Source organism: Acinetobacter sp. YH12052, from assembly GCF_013419835.1.
In the GTDB taxonomy this organism is placed as follows: Bacteria; Pseudomonadota; Gammaproteobacteria; order Pseudomonadales; family Moraxellaceae; genus Acinetobacter; species Acinetobacter amyesii.
Genome location: NZ_VOZI01000016.1, coordinates 40,376 through 58,732 on the forward strand (window position 1 = coordinate 40,376; position 18,357 = coordinate 58,732).

Sequence of the window (18,357 nt, forward strand, 5' to 3'; positions counted from 1 at the left end):
CAGATTTACACTCAATCTATTTGCATTAGAAACGATAAGCAACCTAATTGAACATGACATTGTCTGACAATCTTGTGTCAACAAAGCCAATTTTTTCAGTCAAAACGGACAATCATGCGCCAAAGGCTTGCATACCTTGGTAAATAAAATAGCAGCCGACTGTTGTTAATAAACATGCAAAACAACGCTTTAGCATAAATGGCGACAACATATGAGCCACTTTCGCACCCAATTTCGCAGTGATGAAGCTCATTACACTAATCCCGATAAATGCATAAATATGGATATAACCAATGGTATTGGGAACCACGATATCGGCTTGATGACCAAACCACATAAAGCCGAGTGCCCCAGCAATCGCAATCGGTAAACCACATGCAGCAGATGTCGCGACCGCTTTTTGCATAATGACGCCGTTTTTATTCAGATACGGGACGGTTAAGCTACCACCACCAATACCGAAGATCGCAGAAGCAATCCCAATACCACCGCCTGCTGCCATTTGCATGGCTTGTGAGGGTAAATGTTTATTCGGATCGACTGGTGTCGCTGCACCGCGAAACATTTTAAAGGCCACCCAGACCGCAAAAAAGCCAATTAACAGTTGCAAACCCTGCCCTGATAAATAATCTGCAATGCCTGCACCGAGAAATGAACCGATCACCAAACCCGGTGCCAAATTCCGAAAGACATTCCACAGCACGGCACCTTTTTTATGATGAGCCGAAACCGAGCTAAGTGAGGTCACAATAATCGTGGCCAAAGACGTGCCCACCGCCATGTGCATAATCACACTGGGGTCATACTGAAGTTGGGTAAAGACGATGAATAAAATCGGTACAATAATCAGGCCACCGCCAACACCAAATAGCCCCGCAGCAAAACCAGCGATTGCACCAATCAGTAAATATATGATTAACTCCATCAATATTATTCCACAACTCTCAGATTCAAATGGATTTAGAGACCAGACACTTACAGCAATTGCTGAGCACAGCACCTCAACCGCCTGAAGTTTTATTACTGAAGCCCATAACAACATCGACCAATGACGATGTCCGTGAGATTGCCAAAAAAGGCATTCAACATGTTTTGGTATGCAGTGAAGAGCAAACTCAGGGGCGTGGGCAACGCGATCATCAATGGGTCTCACCCGTTGGTAATATCTATTTAAGCACATTGCTGAATTTACAGACAGCGATAGATGGACGGCTTGCACTCGAAATTGCCTTAAATATCTTGCAAATGCCAAGTTTGCAAAATCTCGCATTACAAGTGAAATGGCCCAATGACCTATATAGCCCACAAGGCAAATGGGGCGGGATTTTGATTGAACCAATTTCGCCACATCAAGCGATTGTCGGCGTGGGCATGAACTTATTTCCGATTCCATCCAGAGGAATTGAGCAACGCGCAACGTCGTTATATGAACTCGGACTTCACTCGCCAAACCGTTTACAGTTAATCGCTGAACTCTATGCAGCGATTCAACTTGCAGGTGAATGGTTCGATCATAACTGCTATAACCTCGCTGCACGATTCAACCATTATGCTGCATTTATGCAACAGCCCGTTGAGCTTGAACACCTGCAAGGCAAAAGCCAAGGTCTCTTTCTCGGTATTGAAAATGATGGTTCGATCAACATCCAAACTTCGCAGCGCTTAGAAAATCATTTCCAAGGTCGCTTACGTTTAGCAGATCAATCATAAACAGGATTGCAAAGGCCTACTGATGAAAAAATTATGGCTCGATGTCGGTAATACCCGGCTGAAATACTGGATTACCGAACATGATCAAATTATAGAGCATACTGCGGAACTGCATTTACAGTCGCCTGCCGAACTCCTACTCGGTTTGATCCAGCACTTTAAAAGCTTGGACTTAGATCAGGTCGGGATTTCTTCAGTACTCGACAAGAAAAATAATGATCGGATTCAAAAAATTCTTAAATTTTTAGCGGTTCCTGTCACCATTGCCAAAGTTCATGCCGAATATGCGGGCTTACGCTGTGCTTATGAAGACACCAGTAAATTCGGGATCGACCGTTGGCTGCAAATGCTCGCAGTGGTCAAAGACCCTACTCAAAAATACTGTGTCATTAGTTGTGGAACGGCACTCACCATTGACTTAACGGATGGCTTACAACATTTAGGCGGTTATATTTTGCCAAATTTGTATTTGCAACGTGATTCGCTCATCCAAAACACCAAAGGCATTAAAATTCCAGATGCCACCTTTAACGAGCTGTCTCCTGGTAAAAATACCATCGACGCTGTTCATCATGGCATATTGCTCAGTTTGGTCAGCACCATTGAAAAGGTGCTTGATAAATATCCCAGTCGCTTAATTTTAACTGGGGGCGATGCTGCGCTATTTGCACGCTATTTAGAACAATATCAGCCAGCTGTCGAAGCAGATTTACTGCTTCGAGGCCTACAAAGTTATGTAAATGGTGTGTAATTTAGCTATTTATTTGATAGCAAACTGTGAAAGCGTGATGGCCAATGGTGATCACGCTTTTTTATTGAGGGTCATTTCATATAAGCGTGGTTACAAATTGTATCGCGATTCATGACCTTTTTTCGTCCAAGGAATTACAATAGCCTGCGATGATCGACAGATACATCAGCAACTTTATAATTTAAAAATGTCTTTCAAGATAGAATATAAGACGAAGAGTATAGATATGAAATTTAAAAATTTACTGGGTTTAAGCCTGCTCACCTCTACATTATTCTTCGGCGGTTGTACCACCACACAAAATCTAGCCAACTCTAAAATCCCTGCCGAAATCAAATCTCAGCTCAGCACCTCTGAAGCAGTTTTGGGCTATTTTGGAGATGAAGATAATCCTGATTACTGCGGCTGCGTATCGTATATTGACTCAAGCTATTACATGACCCCAGTCCAAGACGGCTATTACCGTGTACTTTTAGGTCGTAATGCCACAGGTGATTTTTTAGTCCAAGATTTTTACCAAGAAACCAAAACCCCTCAATCCTCACCTGCTTGGGTTAAAGATCCGATGAAATTATTTAGTTTCAGTGGCAGTGACATCGAAGGTCCGGTAACGCTTTATCGTAAAAACGGCAAAGTAGAATCTACCTTTGTAAACCAAGATGGCGTGAGCATCCAAGGCGAAGAATTTTATCCAACAGGACAACGTGGCGCAGCGTATAAAGTCGATGAAAATGGTAATGACGCCTATCGCTTATGGTATGCCTCAGGAAAAATTGCGGCTGAATATGTGGTCGATACCGACGGTGAATATGTTGGTGGCTATAAAGCTTGGCAGGAAGATGGTCGTGAAGCCAATGACGACATTGACGACATTCGTGAACGTGTTGCTTTAGAACTCGACTGATCTTTCAACAGTTCGAACAAACAAAAAAGGCGCAGATTGCGCCTTTTTTCTCTTCAATTGCACCAATTGCATGATTGCAATCTCAGTCTTCACTAAATATCTTATCTACAAAACACGCGATCTATTAAACACGCGCACAGAACCTAGCTAAGCCGTTAAAATCGGCTTTAACACGTGCCACAGTTGTGGAATCTCAGAAAAGCCATCCTGTGCTGTGAAATGCCCCGCTTCTTTCACCTCATAAATTTGTGCATTTATAAAATTGCCCAATTGGATCGCAACCGGCGGCGGCACGATAGGATCATTGGATGAAATCAAACTAATACAAATTGGCATATAGGTCTGTAAAACACCACTATCCATTTTTGCACGTTGAATAAATGCGGTTAATTCAGGTTGTGTCGGTAAACTACTTTTAAAACCCGATACAAAAACGCCCGCTTTAATCCGTGTGCCATGCTGTTCAAAATATTGATTGAGATAATGCAGCGTGGTTAAACACCCCAAACCATGTGCAATCACAATGGTATTTTCATCCAAATCAGGCATTTGCAACGCTAGAAATTTCTGCCAATGGTCAAAATCAGGTTGTGCCGCATTTGCCATCACGATGCGTCGAGAATAATGTCCTGCTTCTTGCAGCTTTCGTCCCAACCAAGGAAACCAATGATCATTCGGCGATGCATCATGACCATGAACAATATAGATCTTTTGGCTTTCTGGCGTATGCGGTGTATTCATGATTTGATTCTTATTTTAGGTGATTATTTTTAGTGAAGCTTTCAATTTGCAGTTCGGCAAATTTTCACCTCTGTTTTAAACCTGTCACCTACACGCTCTCAATGTCAATTTGGCATCTTTTTGTAATGATTTAGCTCAGTTCGGTATCTATCGGCTCGTATAGCCAGATTCCCTCATCCAGTACTTGCTATCAAATGCACTCGATCACTTTGCTTGAGCGTACAGTCTCGTTAAATTTCAGCCATAAAAAAAGGCGCTGAATGCGCCTTTTTTTAAGTCCAAATTACTTCGGATCTTTACTGCCGAACAATGGACCCATGCCACCGCCGCCAAATTGTTTTTGCATATTGCCCAATGATTTCATCATTTTTGCCATACCTGTTGGGTTGGCAAACTTCTTCATCATTTTCGCCATTTGCGCATGTTGCTTAATGAGTTTATTCACTTCCGCAACATCCATACCACAGCCTGCTGCAATACGTTTTTTACGGCTTGGATTCATCAAGTCTGGGTTACGACGTTCTTTAATGGTCATCGATTGAATAATCGCTTCCATTTTCTTCACTTGCTTTTCAGGATTTGCTTGTGCAATTGCATCTTGAATCCCTGAGTTGCTCATGCCTGGAAGTTTATCCAGGAAGCCCATCATGCCGCCCATTTTGTTCATTTGTTCAAACTGCATCAGCATATCTTCAAAGTTGAAGCTACCGCCTTTTTGCAGTTTTTTTGCCATTTTTTCGGCTTTTTCTTTGTCGATTTTACGTTCAACTTCTTCAACCAAAGAAAGTACGTCACCCATACCCAAAATACGCTGTGCGATACGTTCAGGATGGAATGGCTCTAGGGCGTCGAGTTTTTCACCCATACCCAAGAATTTAATCGGCTTGCCAGTAATAGCACGAACAGAAAGTGCCGCACCACCACGTGCATCACCATCTGTTTTTGTCAGGATCACACCCGTCAAAGGCAAGGCATCATTAAAGGCTTTTGCCGTATTCGCCGCATCCTGACCAGTCATGGCATCAACCACGAACAATGTTTCAGTTGGCTTAATTGCTGCATGTAGCTCTTTAATTTCATCCATCATTTCGTCGTCTACATGTAAACGACCTGCTGTATCGACAATCAAGACATCAGCAAATTGAATTTTTGCTTGCTCAATCGCACGATTTGCGATGGTAATCGGTTTTTCGTCTGCGCTTGATTCAAAGAAAATCGCGCCAACTTCACCTGCAACCGTTTGTAGCTGCTTAATCGCTGCTGGACGATAAACGTCGGCAGACACCATTGCTACTTTTTTCTTTTGACGTTCTTGTAAGAAACGTGCAAGTTTTGCCGCAGTGGTTGTTTTACCCGCACCTTGTAAACCTGCAAGAAGCACAACAACTGGTGGTTTTGCCGCTAGGTCTAGGCTTTCATTCGCCTCACCCATCATTTTGGTCAATTCGTCATGAACGATTTTGACGAAAGCCTGCCCCGGTGATAACTGAGTCATCACTTCTTGGCCCAATGCTTCTTCCTTAACTTTCGCGATGAATTCACGAGTTACAGGTAACGCAACATCGGCTTCAAGAAGTGCCATACGTACTTCGCGTAACGTATCTTTAATATTGTCTTCGGTTAGCTGCCCTGAGCCAGTAACATTTCTTAAACTCTGCGTGAGTCGTTCTGTTAAGGTATCAAACATTGCAAAATCCGCTTAAAATAGCCATGAGCAAAAAATTGTTTCTTAAAATAGAAAATTTATGCATAGAATGCTATAGGATACTTTAGTTCTCGCAGAATTTATATAAATGAATATTCAACATCCTGAAAAAGGTTTGACATGATCAGTCTCCCCTTGGTTTACACGATCCTAGCATTAATCGCTTATACCACGTCTTTTTGGTATTTATTCAGCCATTTAATGTCTAAACGTGCGCCGAACCATTGGTTTATTGGTGTTGTACTTGGTTTAGGCATGTTATTGCATGCAGGTGTTTTATATAACGATATGTTGACGCCTATGGGTGTGAACTATGATGTGTTCAACCTGATGTCATTTACTTCAGGTCTCATGCTATTACTCAGTGTGTTATTTAGTACCTATCGACCTGTGCTGGCAATGAACCTGTTGGGTATTCCTGTGGCAGCGACGGGATTGATTTTAGGCTTTGCATTTAGTCGACAAAATCAATTCATAGAGCAACATTCACTGGGTTTAGACATCCATATTATTTTGTCGCTTTCCGCGTATGCCGTCCTACTGATGGCAACTATTCAAGCGGTCATTTTGCGTTTACAAGACCGTGAACTGAAAAACAAGCAGAAAAAACGTGTATGGGTGAGCCTGCTTCCATCCTTCCAAGCCATGGAATCTTTACTATTTGATTTATTAATTGCTGGTTTTGCACTACTGACCGTGGCGCTTGGGTTTGGTTTCTTCACCATCGATAACTTCTTTGCACAGCATTTGGCGCATAAAACTGCATTTAGTATCATTTCATGGTTCGTCTACGGTGCTTTGCTCATTGGACACTATCGATTCGGTTGGCGTGGTCAAAAAGCCATTCGCTTTACCATTATTGGTTTTTGTCTCTTGGCAGTCGGCTTTATTGGTTCTAAGTTTATTTTAGAAATGGTTTTGGGTCGCTAAGTCGACGATGAAACGATTTAATATTTTATCAAAAAGTAAGTTTTATCAAGAAGGGAGCTACAGCTCTCTTTTTTATAGCTTGATTATTCACATAAAAACAACAGGCATAAAAAAAGCGCTATACAGCGCTTTTTTTTCATTACGTCTAAATTATAGAGCAACGATGTTTACAGCATTCGGGCCTTTTTGACCTTGAGCGATGCTGAAAGAAACCTTTTGGCCTTCTTGCAAAGTTTTGAAGCCAGAACCAGTGATTTCGCTGAAGTGAGCAAAAACGTCAGGACCGTTGTCTTGTGCAATAAAACCGAAACCTTTAGTTTCGTTGAACCATTTAACTGTACCAGTAACTGTATTAGACATAATAATACCTATTAATTTGTTGATTTAGCCATTGGATGATGACTGACTATAACTTGGAAAATAATAAAGAATTGAACTTCATTTCTGTAAAAAACGAAGGATTATGACTAACACTGCGATACTTAAAGAAAATTTACGAAACAATACTTTTTTTCTAGTTGCAGCCATCATACATGAAATCTTAAAAGATTCAAGCACAGTATATGTTGTTGATTCCATTAAAAAACAACAGTAAAAGCCATCTTCTTATTATTACTATCCATCTGTATTTACTCATTTTATTGTTTAAGTTTTATGTCAGTCAAGACATTACGACTTTGGTCCTAATTTCACCAAATAATTACATAAAATCTTGTGATTTCGTATTCCGCGTCACCAAAAGCACAAAACCTAGACATCCCTTTCAAAACCACGTATAACTCCGTTTTTCAATTTTTGGCTGTGTGACCGTGAAACTTGTTCTTGCGCCGATGGAAGGCTTAACCGACCCAATTATGCGAGATGTGTTGACGCATGTGGGGAGTTTTGACTGGTGTGTAACCGAGTTTATCCGTGTCACGGACTCTGTCCTGCCCGACCATATTTATCATAGCTATTGTCCCGAACTGAACAATGCAGGCAAAACTGCAGCAGGAACACCAGTTCATGTACAGTTCTTAGGTAACAATCCGACCATGCTCGCGGCAAATGCTGTACGCGCGGTAGAACTTGGTGCCCCTGCGATTGATATGAACTTTGGTTGCCCTGCAAAAACCGTCAACCGCCACCGTGGTGGTTCAGTTCTGCTAGATGAGCCAGAAGTGGTGTATGAGTTAGTCAAAGCTGTGCGTGATGCTGTTCCGAGTCATATTCCTGTATCGGCAAAAATGCGTTTGGGTTATATGGACCGTAACTTCACCATGGAAAATGCGCATGCCATCGAAGATGCAGGAGCTGCATGGGTTACAGTCCATGCGCGAACCAAAGCCGATGGTTATACCCCGCCTGCCTTTTGGGATCAGTTGCAACCCATTCGTGAAGCATTAAAAATTAACGTGATTGCCAACGGTGAAATTTGGAACAATGCCGATGCCAAACAGTGCCAACTCGAATCGGGTTGTGAAGACCTGATGATTGGTCGTGCTGCAGTGACCACCCCTGACATTACACAGTGTATCCGTCGTAATACCGATGAGCCGCTGATTACATGGCATGAACTACTTGGCTTACAAATTCGTTTCTTAAATGGTTCGTATAAGAAAGAAATGAATATGGTCGGTCGTTATAAACAATGGCTCGGCATGATGTCAAAACATTACCCAGAAGCCAAAGTCCTTTGGGATGAAGTAAAACGTGTCAAACCACTCGATGAAATCGTGGAAAAACTCAAAGCAGGTATGTAAGTTTTAAAACACATCGCTGAATGTGAAAAAGAAAAAGTGTGAAAACACATATCTCAGCGTGGACACAAAGCCTTTGTTCATACCCACAGTGTTCAAAGGCTTTGTTGTTTGGCAAACTCTAAAATTGCATCAATCTCATCTGCCAAAAACTCTTTTGGATGTTCCGAAGTCGGATTCATCACCAAGCTTGCGCCTTTGGTAATCGCAAATAATTTTTCAGCACTGATCATGACAAACTCTGCATCTGCACCAACATCCTGTTGAAGCATCGTAAGACTCAGAAAAAATGGAATGGCTTGCTCGCCCTGCTCCGTTTCCATCAATTGAAAATGTAAATGCTGCTCAGCATCACGCTCACCCAAACAATATACTTGGCTGGCTAAAAGTTGCTGATAAAAGTCTTGGTATTGCTCAGGATGATCTAAAGTCGATTCATAAAGATGTTGAAGCGTGTCGTTCATTGTTATTGTCCGTCTATTTTTATCAGTCAGATACTGTTCACAATCCATAGCATACAGGAAGTTTATGAATTATGCCGTTGATTTAAATCTTCAACGTGCTGTCGATTTGTTTTCCACGATTTTTCTAAAATTTATTTTTCTAAACGCAACTGTATTCGTTTAAGTTTCATTTCAGAGATCACCGGTTGCTGAAAAGTTTGAACATAGTCCACCCAAGCTGTACCCCCGAAAAACATTCGACGGCATCTCTGTTTTAAACACCGCTTCAGGCATAAAAACAATCACAGAATGCATATTGTCTTTATCCAGTATATCGTTCAACACCTGTTCTAACACTTTCATATGTTTATAATTTTGGTGAATCGGATTTTGAAATTTAAAACTTTTTTTATAAATCTTTTGCGTCCATTGTTTTTGTCTCTCGCTCCCAAAAATCCAACCCTTATAGTTTTTAGTTTCAATCACAAACACACCAAATGGGCTTAACAGAAGATGATCAATTTGTGTCGTAGCTCCCTCGCCATCTGGTAAGGTCAAATCATTTAACAATATATAATGGTCTTTCAAATAAAGTTTGACATGAACGGCGACAGCAAACTCCCCCATTTTCCCCTTTAAATAAGGTTTAAATGCTTTGATTGCCCCCACAATCAGTAACAATGGAATTAGCCACCAAAACGTCGAAATGAGGGGGGCAAAAATTTGAGAAAGATTCATTGATTTGATTCATTACTTTAAATTACTGATGTTACCCACATAAAAGTAATTTCGCATTTTTAAAATGATTTTTAAGCCTATTCGCCGGAGTCTTACATCTAGGGTTTAAATAAAGGGATTAGCCTTCGGCTGGAGGTACTTTTGTTTCGGCAAAATGAGAAGCGAAGCTTCGCAAGGAAACCATCTTGCGGAGCAATGCTCCTCACCGCAAAACTCGTTCACCACCGTCAAATTATTCAAAGCATCGCAAAAACATTTTTGATTAGGCGGCATCCTGTCTCAAACACTTGCGGATGACGTTAACGCGTATCGTTCTTTCTTTGAAGCGAATTGTGCTTTGATGTTACTGCGTAACATCAATTAAATAAGTATATTTTCTATTTTATTGTAATTTCTCAATTTTTAACAATATTTCTTTATTTTCTAGACCGCCTGCAAAACCCACTAATTTTCCATTTGCGCCCACGACACGATGACAGGGTGCAATAATTGAAATTGGATTTTTACCGTTGGCTGCACCCACAGCACGTACGGCTTTGACATTGCCGATCTGCTCTGCAATTTGTTTATAGCTGCGAGTTTCTCCGAAAGGAATCGTCAGTAAAGCTTGCCAAACCTGCTGCTGAAATGCGGTGCCTTCAAAGTCTAGCAGCAGGTCAAATTGCTGTCTTTTACCTGCAAAATATTCGTTTAATTGCTGTGCAGTTTTGAGCAAAATCGGATGTTTCAAATCTTCAACCAAAGCCGCCAATCGCACACGATTTGGATTTTCATTTTCCCAAAGGACAGCCACCAATGCGGTTTCATGTGCAACAAGTTTTAATTGTCCAACGGGTGAATCTAAAAACTGATAAGAAAGTTGCATGAGATACTCCAAGCTCAAAAGCGCAGCACTTCATTATTCATGAGGACGATAATTTCATCAAGACCAGTCCTGAAATAATCAGTACTGCAGCTAGCATGCGCATGCCATTGGCAGGCTCACCCAATACAACGATGCCGAGGATAAATGAACCCACTGCACCAATCCCTGTCCACACCGTATAGGCTGTACCCAGCGGTAAGGATTTCATTGCATAAGACAATAAAGCGAAACTTGCGATCATGAAAACGATGGTCAAAATACTTGGCGTCAGTTTGCTAAAGCCTTCAGAGACTTTCATACAATAGGCCCAAACCACCTCAAGCAATCCCGCTACAATTAATAAAACCCAAGCCATATTTTTACCCATAAAAAAAGCACAGAGGTCAATGACCGCTGTGCTTTAAAACATATTAACTTGAAGATAATTTCATCAAGATTAGACCAGAAATGATCAGTACTGTGGCTAACATCCGCATAGCAGTTGCAGGCTCACCGAGTATAAACACCCCCACGAGGAAAGAGCCAATCGCGCCGATTCCAGTCCAAATGGTATAAGCCATTCCTAGAGGCAACGTTTTCATGGCATAGGCCAATAAACCAAAGCTCAGGATCATAAAAAATAAAGTGACTAAACTTGGGCCAAGTTTTGTAAAGCCTTCTGAGAGCTTCATCGAATAGGCCCAAACGATTTCAAAAATACCAGCGAATACTAGAACAACCCAGACCATGATGCCTTCCTCCATATTAGTAGAGTCAGGTCGTCCTGACGATTTTTCTTACTGGCTTTGAACAAAGATGTAAGGGAGGTCGTTCCTCCGAGTATTGTCTTAGTATAGCAAACATGCTGAATTTTAGTGCAGTCTTTACATTTTTGACCAAATTCAGGGCGTTATTCAGTTAATGAAAAAACTTGCACAGATGAATTGCACCAAAACATGGCATGTCTGTTCAAAGGATAGATTCAGACATAAAAAAAGGCATCACCAAAACCTGTTGATGATGCCCTCTTTATTTGGTCTATTTGACTGTTAGAACTTCAGACGAAGTCCTGCGCCATACCACCATTGTTTTTCACTTCCAGTTTCAGCTTGCCATGCCGTATGCTGATTTCCTTTTTCATAGCTGTAAGCAACATCGATAAATGGCATCAACTTTTTATTGATTTCATAGCGTGTTTCTAGCCCTAGCCATACAGCACTGAGTCCTGTTTTTTGTGCATAGGCGGAATCATCACTCAGCACCACATCTAGGTTCAGATACGGTTTTAAAATCAATTTTTGCGTCAGCAGCAGATCACGTTCGGTTTCTAAAGAAAAACTGACCTGATTATCTGTACCAAGATATAGATAAGCATCAGTTTCAAAGAAATACGGTGCCAGACCATGCAGACCCACCGCAGCATCTAACTGTTCTTTGTCCGTCACTTGATGTTCATCGACCCGATAACGCGCACCAATTTGTGCATCCCAAAAGTCGGAGATCATACGGCTATACATCACTTGAGCCGCATAATCAGCGTCTTGAGATTCTGCTTTATCGGCATGTAGTTTGATGAATAGCTTATTTTCATCGGTCCCGATTCGACTCTCAATTTCGGTCTTTAAACTTCCTCGGCCATCGGCATTATTGAGCCATCGATTGTCTATTTCGGTCGCTTGATAAATCTGTCCACCATGTTCACGCTTATGATCAACAGGATGCTGCGCAAAATCAGCACGTGACGCAATAGATGATGCTTTTGCATGTTCTGCATGTTCTGCATGTTCTGCATGTTCTGCATGTTCTGCATGTTCTGCATGTTCTGCATGTTCTGCAGTATGCTCTATCTGGCTCGATTCAATCCCTGTTTGCAGCTCTTGATGCGACGAATCATGTGAGGAATGCGACTCATGTTGAGCTGACATCGGCATGCTGTGATGTGCATCTTGCGCCATGGTTATTTGAGTGACCGATGCCAAAGCTAAACTTAGAACCGTATATGTGCATGGTTTAATGATGCGCATGAGACACCTCCTTTTGCGGTACAGACGCCGTTTTCGTATTCTCCGCGACATTTGCGACCACGAGTTTATTCATCATCCCTGCGGACATGTGATACAGCAAGTGACAATGAATCGCCCATTCCCCTAATTCATTGGCCGTTAACAGAGCCGTCACTGTTTTCCCCGGCGGCACAATCACCGTATGTTTATTTGGCATTTCAGAAGACACTTGCCCATTTTCCAATTGCATAAACATGCCATGTAAATGCATCGGATGCGCCATCATGCTGTCATTGACAAATTTCAGTCGAATTCGCTCACCATATTTCACCCTTAGTGGTTCAGCTTCACTGAATTTTTTGCCATTCATGGTCCACATATAGCGTTCCATCGTTCCACCCAAATGAATGACCAAGTCTTGCGTCGCTTCACGTGTATCAGGCTGCGGGGTTAACGCTTTTAGATCACTATATTGCAGTGCCTTATCACCGACAGGTGTTGAAGCATTGGCCCAACCCATAACCGTTGCTGAATTTTCAACTACTTGCTTCTCCTCTTTAGACTGTGCATGCTCCATCGCTGCATGCGTATCATGTTTCATTGATGAATCCATTGAAGAGTGGTTCATAGAGGAATGATCCATCACGCTATGATCCATATTGGCATACGCTGAATCAGACATGTTCTGTTTATGCATATCTGGATGCTGCATAGTAGTATGCGCAGGCATTGGGGAATGGTCCATGTCATGCCCCATTGCAGCATGATCATGTGCTTGATTCGGCTGAATATTTGATGGAATGACAGTATGCGCGCTGTGCTCATGAGCATTCGCTTGCTGGCTTGCTGAAGTTTGGGTTGAACCTGTAGCAGTATGTCCCATGTTGCTATGGTCCATACCCGACATTGAACCATGGCCCATATCTTCCATGGTCAGCAAAGCGCGTGGCCGAGCTTTTGGCATGTGAATGCCTGAGTGCTGAGGCTGCGTTTCATCATGTAAAGTGCCTATCGCAAATCCTGTCCGATCGATCGACTCAGCCTCTATCTGATAGTGCGCAGATTTAGGCTCTACGATCACATCGTAGGTTTCCGCAGCACCAATGCGGAATTCATCAACATTGACTGGTTTGACCGCTTGGCCGTCTGCACTGACCACCGTCATTTTGAGCTGAGGAATGCGCACATCAAAAAACGACATAGCCGCAGCATTTACAAAACGAAGTCTGACTTTTTCATTGGGCTTAAACATCCCCGTCCAGTTCTGCTGTGGTGTTTTGCCGTTTACTAAAAACGTATAACCCGTGACATCAGACAAATCCGTTTTCAGCATACGCATCTGATTCCACATCGAACGGTCTTGCCACGTATTTTTAAAACCTGTTCGTTGAATCTGCGTCCATACATCTGAAACTGTTTCACGCTGATTTTGATAGTATTCGGCAGACTTTTTCAGATTTGCCATAATCTGAGCGCTAGATGATTCATGAAAATCCGACAGCATGACCACATAATCACGTTGCGTCTGTTCATGTGCTGCAAGTGCTTGTTTGCCTTTCGGATAAATCACTAAAGCGCCATACAATCCGTCTTGTTCTTGGCCTTTGGAATGCGCGTGATACCAATAGGTTCCGCTTTGACGGACTTTAAATTTATAAGTAAAGCTACCATCGGGCTGAATTTCATTGAAACCATTAAAACCGGGTACACCATCCATTAAGCCGGGCAGCAATAGACCATGCCAATGCACCGAGGTATTTTGTTTTTTGAGCTGATTATGTACATGGATGACCGCATCATCGCCTTCTTCAAACTCCAGTAAAGGCGCAGGAAACTGACCATTAACACTGATTTTTTTGACCGCTTTACCTGTCAAATTGATGGTCTTTTCATCAATATTCAGATGATATTCTTTAATGGCTGCAAACGCCCACGTTGGAGACAGCAGACACACCCCGAGCACGAGGCATGATTTAGATAAATTAGACATGACTTAACCTTTATAAAATAACGAAAAAACGTATTTAAAACTCAGGTTAAGCTTGCGGAGGTCTTAGAATTTCTTGCCAAAAGCCTTTTGAATGCTGTCCAGCAAAAATGAAACGAGGAGGTTCTGTATAGTGATGCACATGGACGGTCTGCAATGCGACCAAGGCGCTATCGACATAAGAGGTACTGATTTGGCAATGTGCGAGTGTACAGTCCTGACAGTCTGTGTTTTGTATCGTTGAATGATGCACCTGATCATCTTGCTGTGCAGATGTCGCATGACAATCCGTCATTGAAATGACTTCAGGTGTCGTCTGCTTGCCATGATGTGCTGCATGCTCAGGAACAGCTTGCCGCTGATTTTGATGGCAATTTGCCATATTTGAATGTGAAGGATCAGTATGTGCTGCATGAACTGATGCCTGATGGGCATTCGCAGTCATCATTTGTTGATGTTGAAAATTTTGCTGTGCACTGACCACACTGCTCCATCCCATGACAAACGCCATGAGCCAAGCAAAGCCAAGATGCTTACGCAAAAAATTGAACAATTTAGTATCCTAATTCAACCCAATGATGTACTGTGACAACATATCCCTATTAACACATCTTTAGAAACATCACGCGATCGGCTCAGCCGAAATCCGCATGAAACACCATGATGATGTTATTTATGATTCAACGCAATCACATGACATTCGTATCTACATGACATGCAGCTCGACCAATTTATCCATCATGAACGATACATATAGGAGTATCTAAAAGCACTATCCAGTGCGATCGATGATGTGTTTTGCCAGTCGCAGCTTATCTCAATACTTGCTAACAGCATAATTAATTGTGCAGTTATTCACAACAGTTTTAAATTTATTGCGCTGTCATAAAAATCAGCGCATATCGTCCAGTTAAAACATAAAAGTTATTTTTTAAACTGATTAATTATTTACCACAGATTAATAAATACACAGTATTTCAAATACTTTGACCCATATAAAAAGGACTCAATTGAGTCCTTTTTATACTTAATACGTCTAATTATTAAACCATTGATGCACAATCGTTTATAATTTATTCAAGTTATCCATATAGTTATCTACACAGATATCCATACGGTTATCCATATAGTTATCCACAAGCCATGAATAACTTATACCCAAAGGCTTAAGCCTCTTGAGCATGCACTTTTGCCAACTCAGAACGCATGTCATCAATCACAGCTTTATAATCAGGCTTACCAAAAATCGCTGAACCTGCAACGAACATGTCTGCACCGGCTTCAGCAATGTCACGGATATTGGCTGGGGTAACACCACCATCCACTTCTAAGCGAATATCACGGCCTGAAGCATCAATAATTTTTCGTGCTTGACGCAGCTTTTCCAAGGTCATTGGAATGAACTTTTGACCACCAAAACCTGGGTTCACACTCATCAACAAGACTTGGTCAACTTTATCTAAAACGTAGTCTAAATAATGCAGAGGTGTCGCAGGGTTAAACACCAAGCCCGCTTGCGCACCGCCAGATTTGATTAACTGTAAAGAGCGGTCAATGTGATCAGTCGCTTCTGGGTGGAAAGTGATGATATCTGCGCCAGCTTCCAAGAAATCACCAATCATACGGTCTACCGGTGAAACCATAAGATGAACATCAATTGGCGCTTTAATGCCGTATTTTTTCAATGCCTTACAAACGCCCGCACCAAAAGTTAAGTTCGGTACATAATGATTATCCATGACATCGAAATGAACAACATCTGCACCTGCTTCTAGAACATTTTCAACTTCTTCACCTAAGCGCGCAAAGTCTGCTGACAAAATTGAAGGTGCGATTAAGAATGGCTTGGACATGAAAAACCTAGCTTTGAAAAGGGAGTGATTGACGCATTATAGCAAATTGTCCCCCTATTCGCTGCCCACGCCCTCAGTCGTTTTTTCGATACTGATGATTGAGATCTCTATAATAAAAAAACCTAGGATTAACTGATGTTACGCAGTAATATCAGAAGCGAAATTTGATTCAAATAAAAAAACGATACGCGGTAACGTCATCCGCATTTGTTTGAGATAGCACGACTTCTCATCAAATTTTTTTTTGCAATACTCTAAATAAATAGACGCTAGAGAGCGAGTTTTGCGGTGAGGAGCATTGCTCCGCAAGATGGTTTCCTTGCGAAGCTTCGCATCTCATTTTGCCTAATGAGAAACATCGTTTCGTAAGAGTACCTCCAGCCGAAGGCTAATCCCTTTATTTAAGCCCTAGATGTAAGACTCCGTCGAATTGACTTAAATATCATTTTAAAAATGCAAAATTATTTTTTGCGTGCGTAACATCAGTGATTAATATGGATAAAGATCTCAGGGATAGAAACACAGCGTTGCATATTTAGACTTAACGAGCATCTATGTACTTTGCTAAGTTAAAGGACTGACGGCTTAATAATAAAATTGCATTTATGAAAAGTTCAACACAAATCACCACCGCCCAAGCAGCGCGTGTTGCTAAACGCCTAGTCAATCATTGGAAACATAAATTTGAAGTCAATGAACAGCTCATTGGAGAAAATACTGCATTCAAGATTCAACTACCCTCTGCAGAGGTCAGTCTTTTACCACAAGCTGCTTTTTTAGATGTAGTAATTTCAGCCCAAGATCCAAGTGCAAATCTAGATCAATTGGAACATGTGGTATTAGATCATTTGATCCGCATGGGGCAAGAAGAACTCAGTGCAATATGGCAACGCGAACCGTAGTCTACGTCGCCATATTGTCAAAGCCTTTCACTCAATGCTGATGTGATTGGTAATTTCTGACTGCATCAATACGGGCTTTCGTCGCTGGATGTGACTCAAAGAAGTCTGTCCAAGATCTCTGATCTTTGGCACTTTCATCCTTTGCACCTTTCTCTTTTGCTGTTTCACCATCAGCTTCATCTTCCATACGTTGTAAGAAGTTTGCAAAATGTGCCGTTGGAATTTGATGTTTTGAAAGTTGTTTTAGGGCATATAAATCTGCTTCAGATTCAAAATCTCGAGAGTAACTCGCACCCACCGCAGCCACCGGCAAACTGGTAAGAATGTCAGAGCCATCTCCTGTAATCATCAACAAAATAATACTGATGCCTAAACCTGACAAACTTTGCTGCAAACTATGGCGTTGAACTAAATGCCCCTGCTCATGTGCAAGTACACCAATTAACTCATAATCATTTTTCGCTAATTTAACCAACTCATCTGTCACGATAATGGTGTTATTGGGTATCGCCAATGCATTTGCACCGATGCTGCCACCACCGCGGAATAACAACTTCGCAGGTCGATTTTCAGCCACCAATTGTTGATACTCTTGCATCAACTTGTCTTGTCGTGCTTGTGGCAATTTTGTGGGTTCAGTCATATCGATAATATATTTTTCCGCCTGATCGCCCCAACTTTTTAAAGCTGTCTCAGGAAGTTGATTAGCCACCACATGCGACGCCGCAGGTATGCCCCATTTAATCAATACAAAAGCAAACGCCACCACGAAAATCACACTAAAAATGATTAAGGAGGGTGAACGCTCTAACTTCCAAATCGAATGCCAACGCGACTTTACGTCGAGATTAAACCACTCTGGCAAAGGTTGATGAAACTCTAAACGAGCATCATCCTTTAACTCAATCACTGGCTGAATATCACCTAAAGCACCGATCAGCGTCATATCTTGATAGGTGTAGTGCTGCGTTTGTTCTAGGTCTTGACCATAACGCACAATCACAGCATGTTCCCCATCTGCGCTGATTTGAGCAACAAAGGGTTTTGACACTTTCCCATCATAATAGGTTGCATTCACTACTGATGTTTTCATGTAATTCACCTACG

The 18,357-nt window shown here is 41.8% G+C and carries 19 protein-coding genes and 1 pseudogene; 6 read left to right on the top strand and 14 right to left on the bottom strand.

The window, feature by feature from the left end:
- Window positions 1-112: 112 nt before the first annotated feature.
- Entirely contained in the window at window positions 113-925 is an 813-nt protein-coding gene (locus FTU06_RS12760; protein ID WP_168378525.1) for a sulfite exporter TauE/SafE family protein, read from the bottom strand.
- A 29-nt stretch (window positions 926-954) separates the two neighbouring features.
- Between FTU06_RS12760 and FTU06_RS12765 the strand changes: the two genes are divergently transcribed.
- The 3 genes from FTU06_RS12765 to FTU06_RS12775 all read left to right on the top strand — a co-directional run bounded on the left by FTU06_RS12765 (window position 955) and on the right by FTU06_RS12775 (window position 3,365).
- The gene (locus FTU06_RS12765) at window positions 955-1,710 is read left to right on the top strand and encodes a biotin--[acetyl-CoA-carboxylase] ligase (RefSeq protein WP_180146991.1); all 756 of its coding nucleotides are present in this window, start codon (window positions 955-957) and stop codon (window positions 1,708-1,710) included.
- Between the two features lie 22 nt (window positions 1,711-1,732).
- Window positions 1,733-2,461 carry a type III pantothenate kinase gene (locus FTU06_RS12770; protein ID WP_180113829.1) on the top strand — a complete coding sequence of 243 codons (729 nt, stop codon included), beginning with the start codon at window positions 1,733-1,735 and terminating at the stop codon, window positions 2,459-2,461.
- A gap of 226 nt (window positions 2,462-2,687) precedes the next feature.
- On the top strand, window positions 2,688-3,365 hold the full coding sequence (locus FTU06_RS12775; RefSeq protein WP_180146994.1) for a hypothetical protein: 678 nt from the start codon (window positions 2,688-2,690) through the stop codon (window positions 3,363-3,365).
- A gap of 147 nt (window positions 3,366-3,512) precedes the next feature.
- Here the strand turns inward: FTU06_RS12775 and FTU06_RS12780 are convergent, their stop codons facing one another.
- Window positions 3,513-4,106 carry an alpha/beta hydrolase gene (locus FTU06_RS12780; RefSeq protein ID WP_180008529.1) on the bottom strand — a complete coding sequence of 198 codons (594 nt, stop codon included), beginning with the start codon at window positions 4,104-4,106 and terminating at the stop codon, window positions 3,513-3,515.
- A gap of 283 nt (window positions 4,107-4,389) precedes the next feature.
- A complete protein-coding gene (ffh, locus tag FTU06_RS12785; protein WP_078191163.1) occupies window positions 4,390-5,793 on the bottom strand; it encodes a signal recognition particle protein in 1,404 nt (467 codons plus the stop codon).
- Window positions 5,794-5,931: 138 nt separating this feature from the next.
- On the opposite strand from ffh, the gene FTU06_RS12790 reads away from it, so the two are divergent.
- Window positions 5,932-6,741, top strand: a complete 810-nt coding sequence (locus tag FTU06_RS12790; protein ID WP_078191164.1) for an inner membrane protein YpjD — start codon at window positions 5,932-5,934, stop codon at window positions 6,739-6,741.
- A gap of 150 nt (window positions 6,742-6,891) precedes the next feature.
- On the opposite strand, the gene FTU06_RS12795 is transcribed toward FTU06_RS12790, so the two are convergent.
- Window positions 6,892-7,101, bottom strand: coding sequence for a cold-shock protein (locus FTU06_RS12795; protein ID WP_067761877.1), 210 nt, complete (start codon window positions 7,099-7,101; stop codon window positions 6,892-6,894).
- 449 nt (window positions 7,102-7,550) lie between these two features.
- Here FTU06_RS12795 and FTU06_RS12800 point away from each other — a divergent pair, with 449 nt between their 5' ends.
- On the top strand, window positions 7,551-8,483 hold the full coding sequence (locus tag FTU06_RS12800; RefSeq protein ID WP_180078272.1) for a tRNA-dihydrouridine synthase: 933 nt from the start codon (window positions 7,551-7,553) through the stop codon (window positions 8,481-8,483).
- 92 nt (window positions 8,484-8,575) lie between these two features.
- Here the strand turns inward: FTU06_RS12800 and FTU06_RS12805 are convergent, their stop codons facing one another.
- The 9 genes and pseudogenes from FTU06_RS12805 to rpe all read right to left on the bottom strand — a co-directional run bounded on the left by FTU06_RS12805 (window position 8,576) and on the right by rpe (window position 16,348).
- Window positions 8,576-8,944, bottom strand: a complete 369-nt coding sequence (locus FTU06_RS12805) for an SseB family protein (protein ID WP_180146997.1) — start codon at window positions 8,942-8,944, stop codon at window positions 8,576-8,578.
- 62 nt (window positions 8,945-9,006) lie between these two features.
- Window positions 9,007-9,661 (bottom strand): annotated as a pseudogene (locus FTU06_RS12810) (NERD domain-containing protein).
- Between the two features lie 382 nt (window positions 9,662-10,043).
- The gene (locus FTU06_RS12815) at window positions 10,044-10,526 is read right to left on the bottom strand and encodes a methylated-DNA--[protein]-cysteine S-methyltransferase (RefSeq protein WP_180147000.1); all 483 of its coding nucleotides are present in this window, start codon (window positions 10,524-10,526) and stop codon (window positions 10,044-10,046) included.
- Window positions 10,527-10,563: 37 nt separating this feature from the next.
- On the bottom strand, window positions 10,564-10,881 hold the full coding sequence (gene sugE / locus FTU06_RS12820) for a quaternary ammonium compound efflux SMR transporter SugE (RefSeq protein WP_180147003.1): 318 nt from the start codon (window positions 10,879-10,881) through the stop codon (window positions 10,564-10,566).
- Between the two features lie 55 nt (window positions 10,882-10,936).
- Entirely contained in the window at window positions 10,937-11,254 is a 318-nt protein-coding gene (locus FTU06_RS12825; protein ID WP_180147006.1) for a multidrug efflux SMR transporter, read from the bottom strand.
- Window positions 11,255-11,554: 300 nt separating this feature from the next.
- Complete coding sequence (locus FTU06_RS12830; protein WP_180147009.1) at window positions 11,555-12,529, bottom strand: copper resistance protein B; 975 nt, start codon at window positions 12,527-12,529, stop codon at window positions 11,555-11,557.
- On the bottom strand, window positions 12,516-14,498 hold the full coding sequence (locus FTU06_RS12835) for a multicopper oxidase domain-containing protein (protein WP_180147012.1): 1,983 nt from the start codon (window positions 14,496-14,498) through the stop codon (window positions 12,516-12,518). Before FTU06_RS12835 ends, FTU06_RS12830 begins: the two co-directional genes overlap by 14 nt.
- A 46-nt stretch (window positions 14,499-14,544) precedes the next feature.
- The gene (locus tag FTU06_RS12840) at window positions 14,545-15,048 is read right to left on the bottom strand and encodes a hypothetical protein (protein ID WP_180147015.1); all 504 of its coding nucleotides are present in this window, start codon (window positions 15,046-15,048) and stop codon (window positions 14,545-14,547) included.
- A 613-nt stretch (window positions 15,049-15,661) separates the two neighbouring features.
- Window positions 15,662-16,348 (bottom strand): ribulose-phosphate 3-epimerase, encoded by a 687-nt coding sequence (gene rpe, locus FTU06_RS12845; RefSeq protein ID WP_078192356.1) that lies wholly within the window; start codon window positions 16,346-16,348, stop codon window positions 15,662-15,664.
- A 605-nt stretch (window positions 16,349-16,953) separates the two neighbouring features.
- On the opposite strand from rpe, the gene FTU06_RS12850 reads away from it, so the two are divergent.
- The gene (locus FTU06_RS12850) at window positions 16,954-17,250 is read left to right on the top strand and encodes a DUF2218 domain-containing protein (RefSeq protein ID WP_180147018.1); all 297 of its coding nucleotides are present in this window, start codon (window positions 16,954-16,956) and stop codon (window positions 17,248-17,250) included.
- A gap of 31 nt (window positions 17,251-17,281) precedes the next feature.
- Here the strand turns inward: FTU06_RS12850 and FTU06_RS12855 are convergent, their stop codons facing one another.
- A complete protein-coding gene (locus tag FTU06_RS12855; RefSeq protein WP_180147021.1) occupies window positions 17,282-18,343 on the bottom strand; it encodes a M48 family metallopeptidase in 1,062 nt (353 codons plus the stop codon).
- Window positions 18,344-18,357 lie beyond the last annotated feature (14 nt).